The organism is Marinilabilia salmonicolor (assembly GCF_003003035.1).
Classification (GTDB): domain Bacteria; phylum Bacteroidota; class Bacteroidia; order Bacteroidales; family Marinilabiliaceae; genus Marinilabilia; species Marinilabilia salmonicolor_A.
In genome coordinates, this window is sequence record NZ_PVTS01000019.1 from 18,382 (window position 1) to 42,075 (window position 23,694).

General features: G+C 42.3%; 17 protein-coding genes. 6 read left to right on the forward strand and 11 right to left on the reverse strand.

Going from position 1 to position 23,694, the window contains the following annotated elements:
• The first annotated feature begins 310 nt into the window (after positions 1-310).
• The gene (locus BY457_RS15990; protein ID WP_106154336.1) at positions 311-2,035 is read left to right on the forward strand and encodes a tetratricopeptide repeat protein; all 1,725 of its coding nucleotides are present in this window, start codon (positions 311-313) and stop codon (positions 2,033-2,035) included.
• Between the two features lie 120 nt (positions 2,036-2,155).
• Here BY457_RS15990 and BY457_RS15995 read toward each other — a convergent pair whose 3' ends face one another.
• Entirely contained in the window at positions 2,156-2,701 is a 546-nt protein-coding gene (locus BY457_RS15995) for an RNA methyltransferase (RefSeq protein WP_106154337.1), read from the reverse strand.
• Positions 2,702-2,789: 88 nt separating this feature from the next.
• Here BY457_RS15995 and sucC point away from each other — a divergent pair, with 88 nt between their 5' ends.
• Positions 2,790-3,977: an ADP-forming succinate--CoA ligase subunit beta gene (sucC, locus tag BY457_RS16000; RefSeq protein ID WP_106154338.1), complete on the forward strand. Its 1,188-nt coding sequence runs from the start codon at positions 2,790-2,792 to the stop codon at positions 3,975-3,977.
• 134 nt (positions 3,978-4,111) lie between these two features.
• Here sucC and BY457_RS16005 read toward each other — a convergent pair whose 3' ends face one another.
• From BY457_RS16005 to BY457_RS16015, 3 genes are all read right to left on the reverse strand, one after another.
• A complete protein-coding gene (locus tag BY457_RS16005; RefSeq protein WP_106154339.1) occupies positions 4,112-5,374 on the reverse strand; it encodes an arginine deiminase in 1,263 nt (420 codons plus the stop codon).
• 242 nt (positions 5,375-5,616) lie between these two features.
• Positions 5,617-5,904: a GroES family chaperonin gene (locus BY457_RS16010; protein WP_106154340.1), complete on the reverse strand. Its 288-nt coding sequence runs from the start codon at positions 5,902-5,904 to the stop codon at positions 5,617-5,619.
• A gap of 19 nt (positions 5,905-5,923) precedes the next feature.
• On the reverse strand, positions 5,924-6,505 hold the full coding sequence (locus tag BY457_RS16015; RefSeq protein WP_106154390.1) for a thioredoxin family protein: 582 nt from the start codon (positions 6,503-6,505) through the stop codon (positions 5,924-5,926).
• Between the two features lie 188 nt (positions 6,506-6,693).
• Between BY457_RS16015 and nfo the strand changes: the two genes are divergently transcribed.
• Entirely contained in the window at positions 6,694-7,545 is an 852-nt protein-coding gene (gene nfo, locus BY457_RS16020) for a deoxyribonuclease IV (RefSeq protein WP_106154341.1), read from the forward strand.
• Positions 7,546-7,800: 255 nt separating this feature from the next.
• Complete coding sequence (locus BY457_RS16025; RefSeq protein ID WP_106154342.1) at positions 7,801-8,418, forward strand: DUF4294 domain-containing protein; 618 nt, start codon at positions 7,801-7,803, stop codon at positions 8,416-8,418.
• A gap of 274 nt (positions 8,419-8,692) precedes the next feature.
• Here the strand turns inward: BY457_RS16025 and elbB are convergent, their stop codons facing one another.
• Entirely contained in the window at positions 8,693-9,352 is a 660-nt protein-coding gene (elbB, locus tag BY457_RS16030) for an isoprenoid biosynthesis glyoxalase ElbB (protein WP_106154391.1), read from the reverse strand.
• 75 nt (positions 9,353-9,427) lie between these two features.
• Here elbB and thpR point away from each other — a divergent pair, with 75 nt between their 5' ends.
• Complete coding sequence (thpR, locus tag BY457_RS16035) at positions 9,428-10,015, forward strand: RNA 2',3'-cyclic phosphodiesterase (protein WP_106154343.1); 588 nt, start codon at positions 9,428-9,430, stop codon at positions 10,013-10,015.
• 241 nt (positions 10,016-10,256) lie between these two features.
• On the opposite strand, the gene BY457_RS16040 is transcribed toward thpR, so the two are convergent.
• From BY457_RS16040 to BY457_RS16065, 6 genes are all read right to left on the reverse strand, one after another.
• A complete protein-coding gene (locus BY457_RS16040; protein ID WP_106154344.1) occupies positions 10,257-11,639 on the reverse strand; it encodes an alpha-amylase family glycosyl hydrolase in 1,383 nt (460 codons plus the stop codon).
• Between the two features lie 216 nt (positions 11,640-11,855).
• Positions 11,856-13,721: a glycoside hydrolase family 13 protein gene (locus BY457_RS16045; protein WP_106154392.1), complete on the reverse strand. Its 1,866-nt coding sequence runs from the start codon at positions 13,719-13,721 to the stop codon at positions 11,856-11,858.
• Positions 13,714-16,035: a family 65 glycosyl hydrolase domain-containing protein gene (locus BY457_RS16050; protein WP_106154345.1), complete on the reverse strand. Its 2,322-nt coding sequence runs from the start codon at positions 16,033-16,035 to the stop codon at positions 13,714-13,716. Before BY457_RS16050 ends, BY457_RS16045 begins: the two co-directional genes overlap by 8 nt.
• Positions 16,036-16,303: 268 nt before the next feature.
• Positions 16,304-16,948, reverse strand: coding sequence for a beta-phosphoglucomutase (gene pgmB, locus BY457_RS16055; RefSeq protein WP_106154346.1), 645 nt, complete (start codon positions 16,946-16,948; stop codon positions 16,304-16,306).
• A gap of 3 nt (positions 16,949-16,951) precedes the next feature.
• The gene (locus BY457_RS16060; RefSeq protein ID WP_181256510.1) at positions 16,952-18,301 is read right to left on the reverse strand and encodes an MFS transporter; all 1,350 of its coding nucleotides are present in this window, start codon (positions 18,299-18,301) and stop codon (positions 16,952-16,954) included.
• A gap of 572 nt (positions 18,302-18,873) precedes the next feature.
• Positions 18,874-19,890, reverse strand: a complete 1,017-nt coding sequence (locus BY457_RS16065; RefSeq protein WP_106154347.1) for a LacI family DNA-binding transcriptional regulator — start codon at positions 19,888-19,890, stop codon at positions 18,874-18,876.
• A 798-nt stretch (positions 19,891-20,688) separates the two neighbouring features.
• Here BY457_RS16065 and BY457_RS16070 point away from each other — a divergent pair.
• Positions 20,689-23,688 carry a SusC/RagA family TonB-linked outer membrane protein gene (locus tag BY457_RS16070; protein ID WP_181256511.1) on the forward strand — a complete coding sequence of 1,000 codons (3,000 nt, stop codon included), beginning with the start codon at positions 20,689-20,691 and terminating at the stop codon, positions 23,686-23,688.
• Positions 23,689-23,694: the final 6 nt, after the last annotated feature.

Genomic DNA, 23,694 nt, shown 5'->3' on the forward strand with positions numbered 1-23,694 from the left:
AATCTTTGCAAAAAGACACTGCAACCAGAAAAGGGTAATCGGTCCGAAACTATTACCGCTATTGGGCTTAAAAACAAGAATGACCTATCGGTAAGTTTTGGTTTATGTTAGATATTCATTGGCGAAAAAGAGATGAATTTTGTCCAATGTAAATATTCTTCTTTGTGTCAGGTTATTTTTTTGTTGAAAAACTTCTACGATTGGCTATATTTGCATTAAATCGTGTTTGAAGTGTTTCATTTATTAAAAACATTCCTAAATTTGTATAGAAGATAGGATTTATTCAAGAACAAATAATTCGGTTAACATTATGAAAAGAACAAGGATCAATCTTTTTGCGACTGTTGCACTTGCTGCTTTGCTGGCCAGCTGCTCCGGTCTGGATAAGATGAAAGACAATGCACCAGACATTAATTATACTGTGACTCCTGAGGTTTTGGAAGCACACGGTGGTCAGGTGCCCGTAACCATTAAGGTGCAAGTGCCTGGTGGCTACTTCGATAAGAAAACTGAAATTACTGCAACTCCTGTATTGGTTTATGACGGAGGCGAAACTGCTTATGCTCCTTACCAGTTGCAAGGCGAGAGCGTAGATGGTAATGCTAAGGTTATTTCTTATGCCAATGGTGGTCAGTTTACTTATGAAGGAACTGTTGACTACAACGACAACATGAGAGTTTCTGATCTCGTTGTCAGGGTTACTGCTACCCGTGGTGGTTCATCTATAGACTTTGAGCCGGTAAAGATTGCTGAAGGTGTTATTTCAACATCTCAATTGCTTGGCAAAAAAGGTGCAATGGCTGCCCTTGGAGAAGATAACTTCCAGCGCGTAACTCCCGAGGTTGGCGAAGCTGATATTCACTATCTGATTCAGCGTTCAAATGTTCGTAACTCAGAGTTGAGAAACGAAGACATTAAAGCTCTTTCAGAATTTGTGAAGGCTGCCAAAGAGGCTGACAACAAAGAATTTAAAGGAGTGAATATTTCTGCTTATGCTTCTCCTGACGGACCAATTGATTTGAACACTCGTTTGGCAGGTGATCGTGAAGCTTCAGCTAAAAAATACCTGGAAGGTGCTTTGAAGAAAGCCGGTGTTGAGGATGTTACTGCCGAAGATTTCTTCGAATTGCGTAACACTCCCGAAGACTGGGAAGGATTTAAGGCATTGGTAGAAAAGAGCGACATCGAAGATAAAGATGTTATTTTGAGAGTTCTTTCTACACACAATGATCCTGAAGTTCGTGAGTCAGAAATTAAAAACATGGCTGCTACCTATAAGGTACTTGCTGATGACATTCTTCCTGAATTGCGTCGTGCCAAATTGAATGTAAATGTAGAGGTTATCGGAAAATCTGATGATGAGATTTCTGAGTTGGCTGTTTCTTCTCCTGAAGAATTGAAACTCGAGGAAATTCTTTATGCTGCTACATTGACAGACAATCTGGAAGAGCAACTGGCTATTTACAAATCTGCTTTAGAGCAGCATTCAAATTGCTGGAGAGCTCAGAACAACATTGGTGTAGTTCTGATGAAGCAGGGTGATGTTGATGGTGCAAAAGTTGCCTTCGAGAAAGCCAATGAGATGAAAGCCAATGAGCCTGTGGTTTTGAATAACCTTGGTGTAATTGCTCTTTATGAAGACGACGTTGAGGCTGCTAAAGAATACTTTGATTCAGCTGCCGGTGCCGGTGCTGCTCTTGACAACAATCTTGGTGTATTGGCCATTTACAATGGTAACTACGACGAGGCTGTTCGTTACTTCGGTAACAGCAACAACTGCAACGCTGCTTTAGCTAAAATTCTTAACGGTAACTATGACGCTGCTTTGGCTACCTTGAATGCCAATGACGCTGAAGTAGGGACCAAGTACTATTTGAAAGCAATTATTGGTGCTCGTCAGAATGACACTGATATGTTGTTTGAAAATCTTGACAAAGCCGTTGAATTGGACGCTTCTCTGAAAGAAGTTGCTGCTTCCGATATGGAATTTGCACGCTACTTTGAAGATGCTTCTTTCAAAGAAATTGTACAGTAAGCATAAGGTTTTTAACCTTTGAGATAAAAAAAAAGGCTGCCGGATGGCAGCCTTTTTTTGCTTATAAATGGGGAAAATTGTCTGTTTTTTTGCCCGATTGCATCGACGCTGATCAGACAATCAGTAATCCTTTGATGTGAGAACCCATTTTTTTGACAACTCCCAAAGCACGATTCCTGCCGAGACAGAAACGTTGAAGGAGTGCTTGGTTCCGAATTGCGGAATCTCCAGACATTGGTCACACCGGTCTATTACTTTCTGATCAACACCTTTCACTTCATTGCCCAGAATAACTGCATATTTTTGTTGCGTATCTGTTTGAAACTCTTCCAAAGGGGTGCTTTTCTCCACTTGTTCAATTCCGAGAAGTAAATAACCATTGCTTTTCAACTTTTCTATGGCCTCTGTTGTTTCATTAAAGTACTGCCATTTTACAGAATCTTCAGCCCCAAGGGCCGTTTTGTGAATTTCCTTGTGGGGCGGAGTGGACGTGATACCGCAGAGGTAAACGGCCTCCAGCCGGAATGCATCTGAAGTGCGAAAGATGCTGCCAACATTATGAAGACTCCTGACATTGTCTAATACGACAATTATTGGTGTTTTGGGTGATTCTTTGAATTGCTGAACAGAAATTCTGCCCAGTTCATTGAGCTTTAGTTTTCGCATTTTTTTAAGGGACAAAATTAGAGATTCTCTTTTAGTCAAACGAATTAATTGAACGTTTAACCATAGTTTTCACAAAAAAATCTACAATATGAATATTCATGAGTACCAGGCAAAGGCAATTCTTAAACAAAATGGTGTTAACATACAGGAAGGCTTAACAGCAGAAACTGCCGACGAAGCAGTAGCGGCAGCCAAAGAGCTTCAAAAGCAAACCGGAACCGGTTGGTGGGTGCTGAAAGCTCAGATTCATGCAGGAGGAAGAGGTAAAGGTGGAGGTGTAAAGCTGGCCAAGAGCCTGGATGAAGTTCATCAACTGGCAACCGAGATGATTGGTATGCAACTGGTCACGCATCAGACAGGCCCTGAAGGGAAAAAGGTCAGAAAGATTTTAATTGCTCAGGACGTATATTATCCTGGTCCCTCAGAGAAGAAGGAATACTATATGAGTGTTCTGCTAAACAGGGAAACCGGAAAAAATACCATCATGTACTCTGCCGAGGGGGGTGTTGATATTGAGGAAGTAGCCGATAAAACTCCCGAACTCATTTTTAAGGAAGAGATTGACCCGGGTACAGGAGTTTTGCCTTTTCAGGCCCGTAAAATTGCCTTTAACCTTGGTTTGGAAGGTCAGGCGTTCAAAGAGATGACCCGGTTTGTTGCTGCACTCTATCGTGCCTATGTAGCTGTTGATGCCTCTCTTTTTGAAATCAACCCGGTTCTTAAAACCACCGACGATAAGATTATGGCTGTTGATGCCAAAGTGAATCTTGATGACAATGCATTGTTCAGACACCCTGATCTGGCTGATATGCGTGACCTGAATGAAGAAGATGCCACTGAAACCGAAGCCGGCAAAAACAACCTTAATTTTGTGAAATTGGATGGTAACGTGGGGTGTATGGTCAATGGTGCCGGTTTGGCTATGGCCACTATGGATATCATAAAACTGTCAGGTGGAGAACCAGCCAACTTTCTGGATGTAGGAGGTGGTGCCAATGCCGAAACTGTAGAGGCAGGGTTGAAGATTATTTTGTCGGATCCGGCGGTGAAAGCGGTGTTGATAAATGTTTTTGGTGGCATTGTTCGTTGTGACAGAGTGGCTTCCGGTGTTGTTGAGGCATACAAAAACCTTGGAAATATCAAGGTGCCCGTTATTGTACGATTGCAGGGAACCAATGCAGAAGAGGGTAAAGCCGTCATTGATAACTCCGGATTGAAAGTTCGGTCGGCTATAACTCTTAAAGAGGCGGCAGATATTGTAAAGGAAGTGGTTTAAGTCGATGTAGGGGGTTGATGTTCGGATTTGCCGAACATCAACCCCCTACAATTTATTTTCACCCAGCAGAGTGCTCTTAATACAAATGTAGCTGAGCAATCTCAATTTTCATACCGGGGGGTATTAATTATTTTTTACCAGTTAACTTTTGATCTTCTTACGGGCATTGTCATACAACGCGCGCCACCGCCTCCACGGGGCAGCTCTGAGCCTTCGATGGTAATTACATATTTCTCGTAATCGGAAAGATCTGTTTTGTTGCTGATTACATCTGCTGCTTTGATAATGGCAAATCCTGCCTGATTTAAGGCTTCCAGAGTGTGCACGTTTCTGGCATAACCGATTAATTTCCCGGGACCATGAGCAAAGAAATTTGCCCCACTGTGCCACTGTTCCCGCTCCTGTTGCCACAAATCTGTTCCTCCACAGGGGACCGGCTTCAGATCCATACCGAGGCTTTTCAGACATTGAAGTAAGCCCGGTTGCCTGGATATTTCTTTTACCACACCGTTTTCGATGGTCATAAGTATGGTGGCATAGGAATTCTCCTGGCGCAGCAGAGGTTCATATATCATGCAGGTATCCCTGTCCAGCAGGGTAAATATCATATCCAAATGGATGAACGATTCAGGGGATTCGGGAAGTTGTTGCACCACAATGTGCTTCTTCCCTTTTTGTGTCTTGATTTGTTCTGCCAGAAAATCAATGCCCTGTGTTGAGGTTCTGGTGCCGTTGCCGATAATCAGGATATCATCCCGGGCAATGAGTACATCTCCCCCTTCAATAAAAGTTTCTGTGCCCACATGCCAGGTGTTCATCGGGTTGATGATGGAGGTCTTGAAATGTGGTGAATAGTTGAAAATGGCATCCATGATAATAGATTCCCGTTCTCTTACTTTATTGGCCATTTTGGAGATCATTACCTGGTTGTAAACGGTAACAGAAGCATCCCGGGTGAAGAAGAAGTTATGCAATGGTCGCAGGGCATACCTCTCATCTGAAAGGAATGTGGTAAGGGAATCGCGCTTCAGGGCAACGCCCTCGATGAGTTGTGCGGCCAGCTCTTTATTGTTGAGCGAAAGCAAATCTTCTTTAATGTTGAGCACTTTTTCATGGGTGCAGATGCGTTCAATAAGGGAAACTTTGATGTCGGGGTCAATAAGAATTTCTGTTAGTAAGTCTTTGACCTGGAATGTTTTTGATACCTTGTTCAGCACACCGCTGAGTTGCTGATACTCTTCAATGGCTACCGGTAGATTCAGAATGTCACTGTAGAGTGCGCGCTCGGCGTTACCTGGGGTCATGTTTTCTACCTCAGGCCCTGGTGTGTGCAGTATTACAGCTTCTAAATTTCCTATTTCGGAAGTTACATGGGGAACTATTGGGGTGCTACTCATACGAGAAATGCTTTTTGTTTGTATTTCAGTGGTTTATTGTAGTTGTTCCGGTTTTTTAGAAATGTTCTTACAAATCAACGATTGTTTGGTTATAGGTGTTCAATCGAATGCAATTTAGTGAATGTTTTGGGAAAAAAATCTGATTTTTTCCCAACCCCTAAAATGATAAAAGGCCGGAGGAAATCCGGCCTTTTATGGAATATTGGAATAATTAAATGTTTTCGTCTTTGAAACGTCAATGGTTAAATAGCGTCTGTCTCAACGACCTTTCCAAGAATGTCGGAATAGGGAACCAGCAAGTAGTTTTTGCCTTCAAACTCCAGTTCCGTACCTGAGAATTCTTTGTAAAGGACCGTATCGCCGACGGATATTTCAGCATTGTCGATGTTGCTGATTCCGGCAACTTTCCCGGTTTTTTCTTTGGTTTTTGCGCTGTCCGGAATAATAATTCCCGAAGCAGTGGTCTGCTCTGAGCTTTCTTCCGGAAGCTCAAGCAATACATTCTGATTGATTGGTTGTAACTCCTTCATTGTTTATTTATTTTAGTTATTATGCATTGATGCCTAAAAGGCTGTTTATTCTGTTTCTGTCGAATCCAACGACTACCTGGCCGTCAATTAAACTTTGCGGCACTCCTTGCTGACCACTTCTTTTTACCATCTCAGTGGCGGCTTTCTCATCTTTGCTTACATCGATGTCCCTGAATTGTATTTGATTGTTCTTCAGGTAATCTTTTAAAGTTCTGCACCACGAACAAGTGGGAGTGGAATAGACAATTACCTGTTTTTGTTTCTTTTCCCCTTCGGCGTTGCCAGTAATGGAAAGAGGGTTGAAAAATGCTTCCAAAGCCCCCTCCTGATGACAACCTTTCAGGTAACGTGCCGGCACCCCTCTTTTGAATTCAATGAGGGTAGGAGCCGAGGTGATATTGTATTCGGGATGAACATCTCTTACTTCAGCCACGTTTACCGAAAATACTGTTGATGCATTCTCCGGCTTCATTGCATCGAGGTTTGTCAATGCACAGTCGCTTTGTTCTGATCCCATTTTGTAAATCAGTAAAAAGAGATCGGGATTTGATTTCAGTTGTTCTTTGAAATCCTGGAGTGATGTAACAGAAATATGGTTCATTTTTTCAATAAATATATTAATATCTACAAAAATACATAAATCCATAAATCAGAAATAGTGCCAATTTTGGAGGGTTGTCAAAATGTCAGTTTCGCTGTTTTGAGTTTTTGTGTTATTTTGTGAGAAGATATAACCATTGAGGGCTGATCTGCCAGGGATAAATGATTGTAACTTAAAAAACATTGAGAATGAGTAAAAAGTATATTGGAGCCCATGTGAGTGCTGCCGGTGGCGTAGAGAATGCTCCGGTTAATGCTAAGGAAATAGGAGCTACCGCCTTTGCATTGTTTACCAAAAACCAGCGTCAGTGGAAATCCAAACCACTTACAGAGGAGAGCATTAGTAAGTTTAAAAAGAACTGCGATGATCTGGGATTTTCACCCCGTCATATATTGCCGCACGACAGTTACCTTATTAATTTGGGACATCCTGAGAAAGCCGGGATTGAAAAATCACGGGAAGCTTTTCTTGATGAGATGCAACGATGTGAGCAGTTGGGGTTGGAATTGCTGAATTTTCATCCGGGAAGTCATCTTAAAAAGATTTCTGAAGATGAGTGCCTCCAAAGGGTTGCAGAATCGGTGAATATCGTGCTGGAAAAAACAAATGGAGTGACGGCCGTGATCGAGAATACCGCCGGTCAGGGTTCTAATGTGGGTTACCGGTTTGAGCATCTGGCACGAATTATTGAGTTGGTGGACGATAAATCCCGCGTTGGGGTATGTATTGATACCTGTCATGGCTGGGCCGGCGGATATGATTTTTTGTCAGATGAAGGTTACGAGAAGAGCTGGACTGCATTTGAAGAACTTGTCGGGTTGGAGTATTTGAAGGGGGTGCATCTGAATGATGCCAAAAAGGATGTGGGAAGTAAGGTGGATCGTCATGCCAGCCTCGGGGATGGTTATATGACCAATAAAACTTTTGAGCGAATGATGAAAGATGATCGTTTCAATGACATTCCGATAATTTTGGAAACGCCTGATCCTTTGCGGTGGCCCGATGAGATCAAATGGCTCAGAGAGAAGGCCGGTCTTTGATTTTTTTGATTGTAAATTAGTTAATGCCAGCAGGCAATGAAAGATTAGTGTAAAGAGTTTTAATAGAACGAACTAAAATTTTTGATGAAGGTTTTCTTTTTTCAAGGCAATCTTTACAGCCATAGCCATCCCTACGGCGGAAAAGGTTAACGAAGAAAAAAGGAAACCAGCGTAAAAATTAGTTCGGGATATTAAGATTCTTTACACTGGTTCGGTAAGCTTTTTGCATATCAGATATGTAAAGATTGTTTTTAAATGGTTGATTGGAGAAGATATTTTGTGTTGGCAACACTTATTCTCGTGCTTGTTACTTCCGGATTTGCTCAGAATGTGCGCACGGAAGAGATGGCAGGTAAGGAAGTGTATCTTCTTGAATCAGAAATTGTGAAAGGTGATACCATTCCGCACATTGTTTTACGTGAAGTAAAGGTTGTTCCCGACTGGAAGTTCAGGAATAAACGTGAGCGAAGGACTTATAACCGTTTGGTAAAGAATATAAAAATAGCTCTTCCATATGCAAGAGTTGCGGCTCACAAACTGAACTCGATAAATGCAGAGCTGGCCCTTATTGAACGGGAGAAAGAGCGTAAAGAATTTCTGAAAGAAGCCGAAAAAGAGTTGTTCAATGAATTTGAAAAGCCTTTGCGGAAACTCACCTTTTCCCAGGGACGTATGCTTATTAAGCTGATTGACCGCGAAACAGGTGATACCAGTTATAATCTGATAAAAGAATATAAAGGCGGGTTCTCCGCATTTTTCTGGCAGTCGGTGGCCCGCTTGTTTGGCTCCAATCTGAAGGATGAATATGATGGTGAGAGAGAAGACCGAATGATTGAACACATCATCATTATGATTGACAACGGGATGTTGTAACGATTTTATTTAGTGTTTGTCCATAAAGTACCATATACTGCGTTACGCTTGCCCGAAAATTCCTCATTTACTCAAGTAAACTGCAGATTTTCGGGCTTTGCAAGCCCCCGAAGAAAAATCGGGGCAGGCATTGTAACTGGCACTTTCTTGACAAAAACATGACCAGAAACAAATATTGCTTAGTTTATGGACGGACTCTATTTAATCGGAAGTTTGTAAGGCAAAAGGCAAAAAAACACCCGGCTATTGGTCGGGTGTTTAATCTTTAATTCAATTAATCCAGCATCTTAAATACGGCCTTAACCACATTTTCTGCTCCTTCGGCAATCTGGGTGATTTTTGCATCCAGCATATAGCATGGAGTGGTTGCAATTTTAAGGTTTTCGTCAATAACCACTTCACCATGTGTGGTATTCACATGTGTGGCCCCCATGGCTTGAATGGCATCAGCAGTGCCCTGATCGGAACCAATGGTCATTTTGGCCTTTCCGAATATTTTGGCCAGAATAACGGGAGAAATGCACAAGGCTCCAATGGGCTTCCCATCTTTATTGATGTCCAAAATGGCTTTTTCCACCTCTTTGTTTACAGTAGATTCAGGCCCGTCAAAAGCAAAAGAACTCAGGTTCTTTGCTGCTCCAAATCCACCCGGAAGCATCAGCGCATCAAAGTCTGCTGCATTGAACCCGCTTAAAGGTTTTATGTTGCCCCGAGCAATGCGGGCAGACTCAATTAAGACATTGCGTTTCTCATCCATTTCATCACCCGATATGTGATTTATTACATGGTGCTGTTCCACATCTGGAGCAAAAATTTCATATTCTGCACCGGCATTTTCAATGGCCCAAAGTGTGAAAACGGATTCATGAATCTCTGCGCCATCAAACACTCCGCAGCCTGACAGTATTACTGCAATTCTCTTTTTTTCAGACATATTTTTTTCTATTTTGGTGATCATCAGGAATGACTAATTTAAAATTTTTTGGTCCTTTATGCAAAGTCATTTGTTATGGAAAAAATGAGGATGTTTTTAGGCATAGGGCTGGACGAAATTCCTTCGTTAAAAGATTGGATAGCTATCCTACAAAGGGAGGGGTACGGAGATCAGTTGAGATGGACCCGGCCTGCTCAATGGCACATCACGGTTAAGTTTATTGGAGATTTTTCTGTGTCAGAAATTCCGGAGCTTGCCGGAAAGCATAGGAATGGTTTTAGCCAAAATGCGGGGGGGCAAATGGTTGTGGAAGGTGCCGGATTTTTTGGGTCGCTTCGGTCACCCAAAGTTTTGTGGGCAGGCGTGGAAAAGAGCGACTGGCTGGGTGGTTTGAATAAAATTGCGGAGAATGTTTGCCGTGAAGCAGGCATCCCGATAAGTCCAAAGGCGTTTAACCCTCATCTTACACTGGCCCGAATAAGAAATATTAAGAGTCCGGAGAGATTGATAAATGAAGTCGAAGCTCATGAAAACACCCGGTGGTGTCAGCAGCAGGTGCAGGAGGTTATTTTGTACAAAAGTGAATTAACGCAGGATGGGCCTGTGTATTCGGTTTTAGACAGATTTGAATTGAAAAAAAAGGTTGATTCCCAATTGCATTGAAAATCAACCTTTTTATGTTTTTTGATCGCTCTTTCCCTGTGGAAGAGATAGAACAATCGCTCTGCTTAGTGCCCGTCTATGAAGTCGGGAAGGTTTCTGGCTGGATCTGTGTCTGTTCAGAAAGTGCCAGTTACAAGGCTTGCGAAGTCCGAAAATACGGAGTTTACTTTTCGTAAATGATTACTTTTCGGACAAGCGTAACGCAGTAAATGGTACTTTATGGACAGACACTTAGCAGGTGTTATTTTACAAAAACCTTGAATTCCCAAGGTTGAAGCAACAATCCGTTCACTGGCAGTGTTGCATCTTCACCTGAAAAATATTCTGTAAAAGTACCTTCAGGACTGTTTTCCACAAATGCGGAAACTGAACTCTCTGAAAAATTGAACAAGGCTACAACGGTGTTTTCACCTTTTTGTCTGGAGAAACAGAATAGAGATTCTGCATCATTGGTATCAATTATCTCCAGGTCACCTCCAAACTCGCCGTTCCACAAGGCGGGATTGTCAGACTTTAACCGGGTCAGAGTCTTATAGAACTCAGTCATTTCTTCTCCACCGGTCCAGTCGATCTGATCTTTTTCAAAAAACTCGAGTTGTTTGCTGAGACCAACCTCCTGACCTGAATAAATCAAAGGCATTCCTTCCACTACAAAAGTCAGGGCAGCCATGGTTTTTGTGGCATCTCCCATTCGTTCCCAAACAGTACCGTTCCAGCTGTTTTCATCATGATTGGTGGTAAACTGCATAGGCCAGGTTCCTGAAGGATAAAGGGTGTCAATTTTCTGGAAATATTCAGCCACATGGGTGGCATTTTGTTCGTTTTGGGCTACTTTGTTCATAATGTGATGAAAAGACCATCCGTAGTTGGCATTGAATGCGTTTTCAAGCAATGAGATCTCTTCTTCGTCTTCAGCCAGCATCCATACCGGTTTCACGGCTTCAATGGCAACCCGCGCATCTTCCCAGAAGTCCACCGGTACCATTCCGGCCACATCGCACCGATAGCCGTCAATATTGGCTTCCTCCACCCAGAAAGTGAGCGCATCGGTCATGGCTTTACGCATCTCCTGGTTGCTGTAATCCAATCCGGCAACATCGGTCCAGTCCTCCACCGGAGCAATGATTTCACCATCTTCATTGTGCAGATACCATTCGGGGTTGGTCTCTGTCCACGGATGATCCCATGCAGTATGATTGGCCACCCAGTCGAGAATCAGGTGCATGTCCATATCATGTGCTTTTTTCACCAGGGCTTTAAAATCTTCCATGGTTCCGAATTCCGGATTAATGGCTTTGTAATCTTTGATGGAATAATAAGATCCCAGTGTTCCTTTTCTGTTCTTTTCACCAATGGGATGAACCGGCATCAGCCAGAGAATGTCAACACCCAGTTCTTTAAGGCGGGGAAGATGTTCTGCAAAGGCATTGAAGGTTCCTTCTTCGGTGTATTGACGAATGTTTACTTCATAAATCACGGCATCCTTGCTCCACTCGGGAAGTGGGCTGTTGCTGCTATATTCGTGGGAAGCCTCCTGTGAGGAGTCTTTTTGAGAAGCGTTCTGACAGGATGAAATCAGAAACAGAACGGCCAATAAAAGGCTGATGGTTTTTAAATTTTGCATATTATTGATGTATAAGGCATGTTTAATTATTATGAATGTGGTAGCTTCGTTTTTGGATGAAGACGAAGCCCCACATTCACAAATTACAGGGATTTAATAAAAAACCGGAATAAAACAACCGGAAAATACTTTGTGAAAGCAACAGAAAGACTTGTCAGCCTCTCTGTTGCGGTGTTTCACGGAACAGATATTAACCTGGTTTTTAAAACAGTCAGGCTAATTTAATTCAATAATTCTTGCTGATTTGGCAGGTACTTCGAAATTGTCAAAACTTACTGCCTTACCTGTTATGATGTCTTTCCCTTCAGAATATTTTGAAAGGATTTCGTTGAAGCGGTCGCCATTTACAGTCCGGTTCTCGTCATTGGAATTGTTGAGCAGCACCATCACTGCCTGATCATCCAAATATCTGAAATAGACATAAACATTGTTTTCCGGAACAAAATGAAGCGTTTTTCCATGATGAATGGCTTCACTGTTTTTGCGATAGTTCAGAATTTTGGTCAGATAATCGAGGATTTCGTTCTGATCATCTGTCCGTCCTTCGCGCGTAAATGCGTTCACTTCATCGCCTTCCCATCCTCCGGGAAAATCATGACGAATATGTGCATGACCTTCGTAACCGTTGCCGTCCATCAGCAGTTCTGTGCCATAATACCATTGTGGGATTCCCCGAACGGTGGCAAAAAAGGCGGTGACCATCTTCATACTTCTGAGATCGTTGTTCAGAACATTGTATATGCGTCCTACGTCATGATTTTCAGGGAACACCATCAGGTTGTTGATATCGGGGTACAGGTGGTCGTTGGCCAGGACATCGTACAATCGCATGAGTCCGTCGCTCCAGCCTCCTCCTTTTTCGTTGAAGGCAACATGCATGGCATCCATCAGGGGAAAGTCCATGATGCTTTTGAGGTGGGAATTAAAACCGTCGCTATTGGGAAAATCTTTTTGCCAGTAGCAAAGTTTGGCAGCTTCACCAATCCATGCTTCTCCCACAATATTGAAATTGGGATATTCCAGGTTGATGCGTTTGTTCCATTCTGCCATTCCATGCTTATCGGGATAGGGATAAGTGTCCTGACGGATGCCCTGCAGGCCGGCGTATTCTATCCACCAAATGCTGTTCTGAATCAGGTAATTGAGCATTAAGTCGTTTCTCAGATTCAGGTCGGGCATAGATGTGTCAAACCATCCTTCGGTAGCCAGTTTAACGTCGGCTTTTGAAGCATTGGGGTCGGAAATGGTTGACAGTCTGTAGTTTGATCTTACAAAACTATCGTAGTTGATCCAGTCATCCGACGGCAAATCTTCCATCCACCAGTGTTTGCTTCCACAATGGTTGAAAATCATATCCTTGATGACTTTGAGCCCTTTTTCGTTGGCTTTCTCAACCAGCTGGCGGTACTCTTCATTTGTCCCGTAGCGCGCATCTATTTTGTAATAGTTGGTGGTGGCATATCCATGGTAAGATGATTCGGGTTGGTCATTTTCCAGCACCGGATTAAGCCAGATGGCAGTGAAGCCCATATCTGCAATATAATCCAGGTGGTCCATGATTCCCTGAAGGTCACCTCCGTGACGGCCATAAGGTGCCTCGCGGTCTGCTTCTTCGAGCATTCCGGCAACATTGTCATTTTCGGGGTTGCCATTGGCAAAACGATCGGGCATCAGCAGGTAAACCGCATCGGCGCTTGTGAATCCCTGACGAAGAGCCGAGCCTTTTTCCCGTTCGTTCAACTCCAGGACCATGGTTTTTCTGATCTTTTTACCATCAGAAAAATTTAGTTCCACCTTACCCGGTTTGGCATCTTCATCGATCAGTAGATCTATAAACAGGTAGTTGGGGTTTTCAACGGCAGTGATCCGTTCAATGGAAACTCCCTTGTAATCGACCTGTGGGCGCAGGTGAGCAATGTCCTTGCTGTAGGCCATTAATTGAACAACAGGATTTTTGAATCCTATCCACCAGGAGGATGGCTCGAGACGGTCTTTTACCTCTGATTTTGCCATGGCAGGAATGGATCCGGCCAGAATGAGAACGGCAAAAAGCAGGGTGGTTACTCTGTTTTTATTAAGCATGATAATTGACATTTATTGGTTCTTTGATTGATTTTCCGGGGGCCAGGGAAATCTCATTTCCGTATAGGATCAGGGAAATTTTCTCATCGGCATGCGAACAAATTTCCACGTCCTCCTGAGTTACTTTTACCTCAAGGTTCTTTTCGTGGAAACGAATTTTGAAGGCATACTCTTTCCATTGTCCGGGAATGATGGGGGAGAGACGTAATTTACCATCTTTGTAAACGCGTTTCCCGCCAAATCCTTCAACGATTGACATCCAGGTTCCTGCCATACTGGTGATGTGGAGGCCTTCATGTACTTCATGGTTGTAGTCATCAATGTCCAGACGACTGGTCCTCAGATACATTTGGTAAGCCTTCTCCAGATTGCCAATACGGGCCGCTAAAATATTGTGGACGCATGGGGAGAGGGACGATTCATGAAGGGTTCGTGGTTCATAGAACGCAAAGTTCCTGCGAATTGTTTCAGTATCCAATTCTTCCTCGAACAGATAAATTCCCTGAAGTGTATCGGCCTGTTTGATGAAACAGGAGCGAAGGATGCGATCCCACGACCAGTGCTGGTTGATAGGGCGAACAGAAGGACTTAATTCATCGGCGGTAATCTGTTCCTTATCCAGATACCCGTCCTGCTGAAGAAAAACTTCCTGATCTTTGCTGTAAGGAAGATGCAGGTTGGTAGCCACAGATTTCCACACGCTGGTTTCAGTGGCGGTGTCCAGATTTACCTTTTCGGTAATTTCGTCAAATCTTTCAGGATGATTTCTTCGCACAATGTCAATTGCTTCACGTGCGTAATTGAGACACCATTGTGCAATCTTATTGGTGTACCAGTTATTGTTGACGTTGTTTTCATATTCATTTGGACCGGTTACCCCCAGAATGACAAATTTCTTTTTGTCGTGTGAGAAGGTGGCACGCTGACTCCAGAAGCGGGCAATGCCAATCAATACTTCCAATCCGTATTCTGAAAGATATTTGATATCTCCGGTGTGACGGATGTAGTTGTAGATGGCAAATGCAATGGCACCGTTGCGGTGAATTTCTTCAAATGTGATTTCCCATTCGTTGTGGCACTCTTCTCCGTTGATGGTAACCATTGGGTAGAGTGCAGCGCCATTGGTAAATCCCAGTTTTTCGGCATTCTCAATGGCCTTTTGGAGATGTTTGTAGCGGTAAACCAACAGGTTGCGAACAACTTTCTGAGGGGCGGTCATCAGGAAGAAAGGAATGCCGTAGGCCTCAGTATCCCAGTAAGTTGTACCGCCGTACTTTTCGCCGGTAAAACCTTTGGGCCCAACATTCAGTCGTTCATCCTCGCCGGTGTAGGTTTGATTGAGGTGAAAAATATTGAAACGAATTCCCTGTTGTGCGGCCACATCTCCCTTAATTTTGATGTCACCCAGGTTCCAGATGTTTTCCCAGTGTTGTTTTTGTTCTTCCAGGAGTGTTTTAAATCCCAGAAGTCTGGCTTCAGAAGCTTGTTTCTTGGCTGCAGCGGTCAATTCTTCCGGCTTATGATTGAGTGAACTGCAAACACCTACATATTTAATAAGGGTAATTGTTTGGTTTTTGTCAGCTTTTATGGTGATGTGGTTACCTGCGAAGGTTTCGTTTTTCACCGTCTGAATGTCGAAATTGTCAATTCCGGAAATTTCCGTCTCCATGGCAAAGGCTACCTGGAAATCAGATTTTTTGGTTTGTGAAAGAAGAGACCCCTTGCCTTCATCGACATCTGTTTTCAGAATGTTCCAGAATTTTTCATCGTAATTGCTGTCTTCATTTTCCACATCCCCGTCGATGTATGGGGAGAAAATGATTTTACAATCTTTTTCGGGAGTTACTGAGTATTTGACAACACCCGTTTCATTGCGGGTCATGCTAAGAAATCGTTCGGATTTGACCGAAAGAGTGTTCCCGTTTTTGAGTGTTACCCTGAACGACCGGCTTAATACGCCTGACCGCATATCGAGAATGCGGCGAAAATCTTCTACTTTGTCTGCCTTGAAAAGATCCAGTGTTTCACCATCGATGTTTACATCAATACCAATCCAGTTGGGAGCATTCAATACTTTGGCAAAGTATTCGGGGTATCCGTTTTTCCACCAGCCCACACGGGTTTTATCCGGATAATAGACACCGGCAACATAGCTGCCCTGAAGAGTGGGACCGCTCCATGCTTCCTCAAAGTTTGCACGCTGTCCCATCTGGCCGTTTCCAAGGCTGAAAATACTTTCGGATGCTTTATGGTGATCAGGACTGAAGCCTTCTTCTATTATTCGCCACTCATCCTGCTTCAAATATTGTCTCATTTTCGTTCTTGTTAAGTGATTGTCAAAAGCGGTGTTGTTTAAAAATCCATCTTTGTGTTGATTGATTTTCGCCTTTGCGGGTAATCAATTATATGCTAATTAGAGTCTGTCTATAAACTAAGCAAAGTCTGTATTTAGTCATGTGTCTGGTCAGAAAGTGCCAGTTGCAAGGCTTGCGAAGTCCGAAAATACGGAGTTTACTCATCGTAAATGAGTAATTTTCGGACGAGCGTAACGCAGCAAATGGTACTTTATGAACAGACACTAATTAGAGCTTTGATAATTTATCAAAGTTCATCTCATGTAATCCGGAAACCACCAGGTGAGCTTTGCCCAATACATCGGGTGTTCCTATGCCCACACATTTCATTCCTCCGGCAAGGGCTGCTTCCACGCCTGCCTCTGCATCTTCAAATACGACGCATTCGCCGGGCAGGACATTCAGCTCTTCAGCTCCTTTCAGGAACACTTCAGGATCGGGTTTGGCTTTGCTTACTTTGGTGCCGTCAACCACAGCATCAAACCAGTCGGTAAGTTGCAACCGGTCCAGTATGGTCATGGCATTTTTACTGGCTGATCCGAGGGCTATTTTTATATTGTTCTCCTTGAGTTCTTTGATGAATTCTGTAGCTCCCGGCAGAATCTCATCCGGTTTCATTTGCGTGATAAAAGATCGGTAATGATCATTCTTCCGGGTTGCCAGTTCCTCTTTTTTCTCTTGCTCCATCTCTATGTTGCCTATCTCCAGAAGAATGTCGAGCGATCTCATCCTGCTCACGCCCTTCAGACGTTCATTGTCTTTTTCGGTAAACTCAAATCCCAGTTCTTCTGCCAGGGCTTTCCAGGCAATAAAATGATAGCGTGCAGTATCTACAATCACACCGTCCAAATCGAATAAACAAGCTTTTATCATGGCTTAATTTTCTTTATCTTCAACAAAATAGACTGCACCGGCTGCGATTAATAAGCTGACACCGGCAATAATTAATGCGTAAATGGCCTGAGAATTGAATAGGCTCTTTAATAAGGGGCCGCTGGCCAATCCGTTTACAATTTGCGGAATGGTGATAAAAAAGTTAAAGAGGCCCATATATATGCCCATCTTTTTGGCCGGTAGAGCTCCGGATAAGATTGCGTAGGGCATTGAAAGAATACTTGCCCATGCGACTCCAACACCAATCATTGGTATTATAAGCATGTCAGGATCTTTCACAAAATAGATGGAGATGAGTGCTGCAGCACCGATGAGGAGTGAAAGTGCATGGGTTGCTTTTCGGCTGGTTGCTTTGGCTATAAAGGGCAGCAAAAGTGCGTAAAGGGCAGCAACTCCGTTGTAAACACCGAACAGCACTCCGACCCAGTTTCCAGCATCGTTGTACATCTCTGAGCTGGTATCACTTACCGGAAGGTTGTAAACATGTTGTGCAATAGCCGGGGTGGTATAAACCCACATTCCGAAAAGTGCCAGCCATGAGAAAAACTGAACGACTCCCAGTTGTTTCATGGTGCTGGGCATCGCCGCAAAATCTTTCATGATCTGAACAAAGCCATTCTCTTTTTTTATGACTTCAGTTGCAGGGTTGATTTCTGTATCTTCTCCCGTATATTCTTCCAGTTCTTTCGGAGAATATTCCTTGGTGGTTATTACTGTCCATATAATGGTTACAATTAATACTGCAGCTCCAATGTAAAAGGAGAATATGACATTGTCGGGTACACTTCCGGCAGGAGCGGTCTTTGATATATTAAACCATTCGGCCAGTGCGTAGGTAATCCAGGAACCTACTACTGCACCAATACCGATGAGTGTTGATTGCACCGAAAATCCCATGGTTCGCTGGTCCAGGGGTAACTTGTCGGCTACCAGTGCCCTGAAAGGTTCCATGGAGATGTTAATGGAAGCATCCATGATCATCAACATACCTGCTCCCACAAACATGGGTGGAATGATGGATGCCAGAATTTCCGCATTGGGCATGAAAATTAGTGCCAGAGCGGCAAAGATGGCTCCAAACAGGAAATAGGGGCGTCTGCGACCCAGTTTTGTCCAGGTCTTGTCGCTGTAATGCCCTACAATGGGTTGAATGAGCATCCCGGTGATGGGTGCTGCCAGCCAAAACCATCCCAGGTGTTCTATATCGGCACCAAAGGTCTGTAATATGCGGCTGGCATTGGCATTTTGGAGTGCAAATCCAAACTGGATTCCCAGAAAGCCAATGCTCATATTCCATATCTGGGCTTTTGATAATCGAGGTAACTTCTTCATGTTTCGCTTTTTCCTTTTTTATCAGTTGTTTATTCAGTCTCAGACTGCTTAAGTGTGGTGTGGAAAGGTCTTTGTGCATACAGAGCCTCTATGCTTACCACCACCGGAAATTAATAAAATGATAATCCCACCGGGGATTAATCTCTCTCCGGAATGATCAGAATTCCATTAAATGATTGTTTGAAAAGAAAAGATAAGTAAATATACAACTTCGAAAACGGGCTGCTGTTACACATGATTGGTAAGTTGGCTTGCCAGTTTCTTTAACCGGTGGAGCCAACACGAATCAGTAGCAGACATCCTGCTGGTTCAGTTGTCTTACGAAAGGAAGTTGAAGAGGCGTTATGTTACCTCTCTTGTAAAAGAAAAAATCGGTACAATGCAAATGTAGGAATATCAGGGATTAATTTGCAATTATTTTTATGTTTTGATGAAACAATAATTAGTTAAAATGCCTGTAAATGACTTATTTCAAACGATTGCGGTGTGGTTTGCTGAAATGCTTTTGTGGTGATTGTTAATTTTTGCAAACGATTTCGGAAACTCAACATGGGGCAGGGAGTATCATTCCGTTAAGTTGATTTCCTTTGTTTAAGAGTCGGCGTCAGCACCTTGGTTGAAAAATTAATTTCAATGCCAGGGTTTTCAAGTCTTTGAAGTAAAAGGCGCATGGCTTCACGTCCTGTCTCATAGCCTTTTTGTTCTACGGTACTGAGGGGCGGGTAAGCAATGTCAGCATTTGGACCATCTCCAAACCCGATTACCTTTATTTGTTCCGGTATTTTAATGCCTTCTGCCTGAAGGGCCTGCATGGTGGCGATGGCTGTGCTGTCATTGACCGCAAAGATGCCGTCAATATGTTTTTCTTCAATCAGTTTCATTAAATGTTGTTGAAGGCTGAAAACATATTCGCGGGTGTCGCACTTGACAATTAATTCTTCATCTGTTTCAATCCCATGCTCTTCCAATGCCTTCAGGTATCCTTCCTTGCGCCTGCTTCCAATTACCAGATGCTGTGGTGCAGCCAGGTGTAATATGTTTTTACAACCTTTTTCGATGAGGTGGCTGGTGGCTATTTTGGCCCCCAGGAAATCGTCTGTAATAACTCTGTCGGTTTTTATTTCTTCCACAATACGATCAAAAAATACCATGGGGATACCGTTGTCATAGGCATTCTGGAGGTGTTTGAAATCTCTTGTGGTTTTGCTGACCGACACCAGTATTCCATCCACCCGGTGATCAATGAGCGCCTGCGTGTCAATGACCTCACGCTGATAATTTTCGTTGGATTGACAAATCATGACGTTGTATCCTTCACCGTAAGCAATGTCTTCGATACCGCTGATTACAGATGAAAAAAAGTGATGAACAATTTCAGGAATGATCAACCCAATGGTATTGGTTTTTTGTTGCCGGAGGCTTAATGCCAGGGCGTTTGGGCGGTAATTAACCTTTTCGGCAAAGGTCTTTACCAGCTTTTTGGTTTCTTCATTAATATCCGGATGATCTTTCAGCGCTCTTGAAACCGTTGAAGGCGAAAGTTCCAGTATTCGGGCAATATCTTTTAATGTAACGTGATTTGATTTCATCCGTTTGAAATTTATTTATTAAGGCCGGATAGAACTTGCATGTAAGAACTTATAGGTGTTCTCTTAAGGCAATCATTGCCATGCTCGTTTCATACATTATAATATGTCATGGTGTTGATGACCGGTAATATGACTTTTTTATTTGTTTAAATATATATAAAAAAAACACTAATTCACTGCAGAGCCTGTTTTTTTAAAGAAAGACAACCTTGCTTTATTGGTTTTTGTCTAAATGTCCGTCTATAAACTAAGCAAATCATGTTTTTCCATTCGCTTGATCGAAATTTGCTGTTGGCGCAATGTTGAAGTCAAAAAGGATGGAGGTGTCCTTTGTTGTCCTTTTTTGAATAACGCCTCCATTTTTATTGTAATTTAATATTATATGCGTGCAGCCATTAGAATTCTCATTCAAAAGTGCTGTTTTATACCTGTTTTGAACCTCTTTTAATTCATCGAAAACGTTTGCGAAAAATTCTAAAACATGTTTTACAACAGGGGGTTTTTCTGCAAACGATACCGCAAACGTTTGCGGTATCGTTTGCGACGTTTTTTGTGTAAAAAGCCGAGAATCTATGTTAACAAATGTTTAGCAAGGGGTGTTTTATTCCTAAATTTGTTCTGTTAAGAAATGATAACAACCCGAAAGCCTGTCCTGGGTCATAACGATGTCTCCGGTTTTTGCTTTCTCAGGAGGTTGATTCATTAAGAAAAAATCCGGTACACATTGAGACCATATATTGTATGAATGGTCTTTTGCAAAAAAAATGTTTAATCAAGTTTATTTTAAATCAAGGTTTTATGAAAAAACAGTTTAGTTTTTACAAAATCCTGTTTCTCTTTTTGGGACTTGGCTTTTTTATAAGCGCTTCTGCCCAGGAAGTATCAGTGACAGGAACGGTAACGGATGCCGAAACCGGTGACCCGTTGCCGGGTGTAACTGTAGTAATACAAGGTACTCAGCAGGGAACCATCACTCAGGTAGATGGAACTTATAATGTATCAGTACCTGAAGATGCAATTCTTGCATTTTCTTTTATTGGATATAATTCTCAGGAGATTTCTGTTGCAGGGCAAAATCAGATTGATGTTGCTTTGGAACCTGCAACCCTCGGATTGGATGAGGTTGTGGTAATTGGTTATGGTTCTGTGAAGAAAGAGGACTTAACAGGTTCTGTCACAGCAGTTGATGCGTCAAAGCTTAACAAGGGATTAGCGACATCGCCATCAGATCTGATTTCCGGGAAAATTGCCGGAGTTAGCGTAGTTAGTTCTGGTGGAGCCCCGGGCGCTGGATCTATGATTAGGATTCGGGGCGGATCGTCTATGTCTGCGACCAACGATCCATTGATTGTTATTGACGGAGTGCCTGTTGATAATGCTTCTGGTGTTAGCGGTATGTCAGATCCTTTAAGTTCAATTCATCCGAATGATATTGCCACATTTACTGTTCTTAAAGATGCTTCTGCAACTGCTATTTATGGTTCCAGAGCTTCCAATGGTGTGATTATTATAACCACCAAAGAGGGACGTAAAGGAGAAATGAGAATAGCTTATGATGGTAATTTTTCTGTTAGTACCGACAAAGGAACCGTCGATGTTATGAATGCAGAAAACTTCAGACAATATGTTACCAATCTTTACGGTAGTGACAGTGAACAAGCACAGGCCCTGGGAGATGCTTCTACTGATTGGCAGGACCAAATATTTCAAACGGCTCTAAGTACTGATCATAATATTAGTTTTTCAGGAGATTTTAAGAACATACCTTATAGGGTTTCGGTTGGTTATACCAATGAGGAAGGTATTTTGAAGACGTCAAATATGGAGCGTACAACGGGTTCACTTAATGTGAGTCCTAAATTTCTTAATGACAGATTAAGTGTTAAACTAAATGTTAAGGGAGTTTACAATACCAACAGTTTTGCAGATCAGGGAGCTATTGGTTCAGCAACGCAATTTGATCCCACACAACCTGTTTACTCAGATTCTCCTTATGGGAATGGATACTATATGTCTTTAAAAGAAGATGGGACTCCTATTGATATTGGTTTAGCAAACCCCGTAGCTGTTTTGGATCAGCGGGAGGATGAATCAGTTGTGTACAGAAGTATTGGTAATGTCCAGTTGGATTATGAATTTCTGGCACTTGATGGTTTAAAGGCTAATCTTAATGTTGGATATGATGTTTCAGAGAGTGACGGAGATGTATTTGTTCAGGATAATTCACCAATGAGTTATGTTTGGGGAACTTATAAATCCGGATGGGGAGAGAACAGAGATTATTATCAGTTGAAGCGAAATTATTTGTTGGATTTTTATTTGAATTATAATAAAGAAGTAAATAACCATCATTTTGATGTAATGGGTGGTTATTCATGGCAAAAATTCTACAGAGAGGAGAATAATAAATATCCCTATTCTGAAGCGATGGCTCAACAAGAAGGAGCCGAATTTTATAAGGATGGAGATGATTATTCTACAGAGGCTTATGTTATTTCATTTTTCGGGCGTTTGAACTATAATTTTATGCAAAAGTATTTGTTTACATTTACTTTGCGTAATGATGGATCCTCAAGATTTAGCCCTGATAATCAGTGGGGACTTTTCCCTTCTGCAGCATTAGCCTGGAAAATATCGAATGAATCATTTTTGAGTGGTTCGGATGTGCTTTCTGATCTTAAATTAAGATTGAGTTATGGTATTACAGGTCAGCAAAGTCTTGGACAAGGAGATTACCCCTGGATGGGCAGGTACAATTATAGCAATGCAGGAGCCAATTACTTCTTTGGTGATTCTATGGTTCGCTTGTTGCGTCCTGTTGCTTTCGACGAAAATCTGAAATGGGAAGAAACTACTACCTACAATATTGGGTTAGATTATGGCTTTCTGGACAACAGAGTTAGTGGTACTCTGGATTTCTATTATCGGGAGACAGAAGACTTGCTGAATACTGTAGCAATACCGGCTGGAACCAATTTTAGCAATCAATTGTTGACAAATGTTGGTGAATTGACCAATAGAGGGTTTGAATTCTCTGTGACTGGCCGGCCTATTGTTGGTAAAGATTTAAGTTGGAACTTGAGCTATAATATTGCTTATAACGAAAACGAAATTAAAAAACTGACCGTTAATGACGATCCCGATTATGAGGGTGTTATATATGGCGGCATCGATGGAGGTACAGGTAATAACATCCTGATTCACCAGGTCGGAAATCCGGCTGGCTCATTTTATGTTTTTGAGCAGGTCTATGATGAGGAAGGAAGGCCTGTTGAAGGTGCATATGTTGATCAAAATGATGATGGAGTTATTACTGAGAAGGACCGTATCGCATATAAGAAATCTGCTCCTGATTTTACTATGGGATTATCATCTCAACTAAATTATAAGAATTGGGATTTCAACTTTTCATTAAGAGCTCATTTGGGCAATTATGCGTACAATAATGTGCAATCAAACAGAGAATCCTATAATACAACTTATGATCCATCAGGATTTTTAAAGAACAGATTGAATAGTGCATTATATACCGATTTTGAAAATGTACGTTATCGTTCAAGTTATTATATTCAGGAGGCTTCCTTTTTGAAAATGGATAATATTTCTCTTGGTTATACCTTCGAAGATCTTGGTTTGTGGAAAGAAAATCAGCGAGCCAGAGTATCGTTTACTGTTGAAAACCCATTTGTGGTTACAGATTATGACGGACTTGATCCTGAATTCGGGAATGACGGGATAGATAATAACATTTATCCCAACCCACGAATTTTTATTCTTGGCTTAAGTTTTAATTTCTAAAAAGTG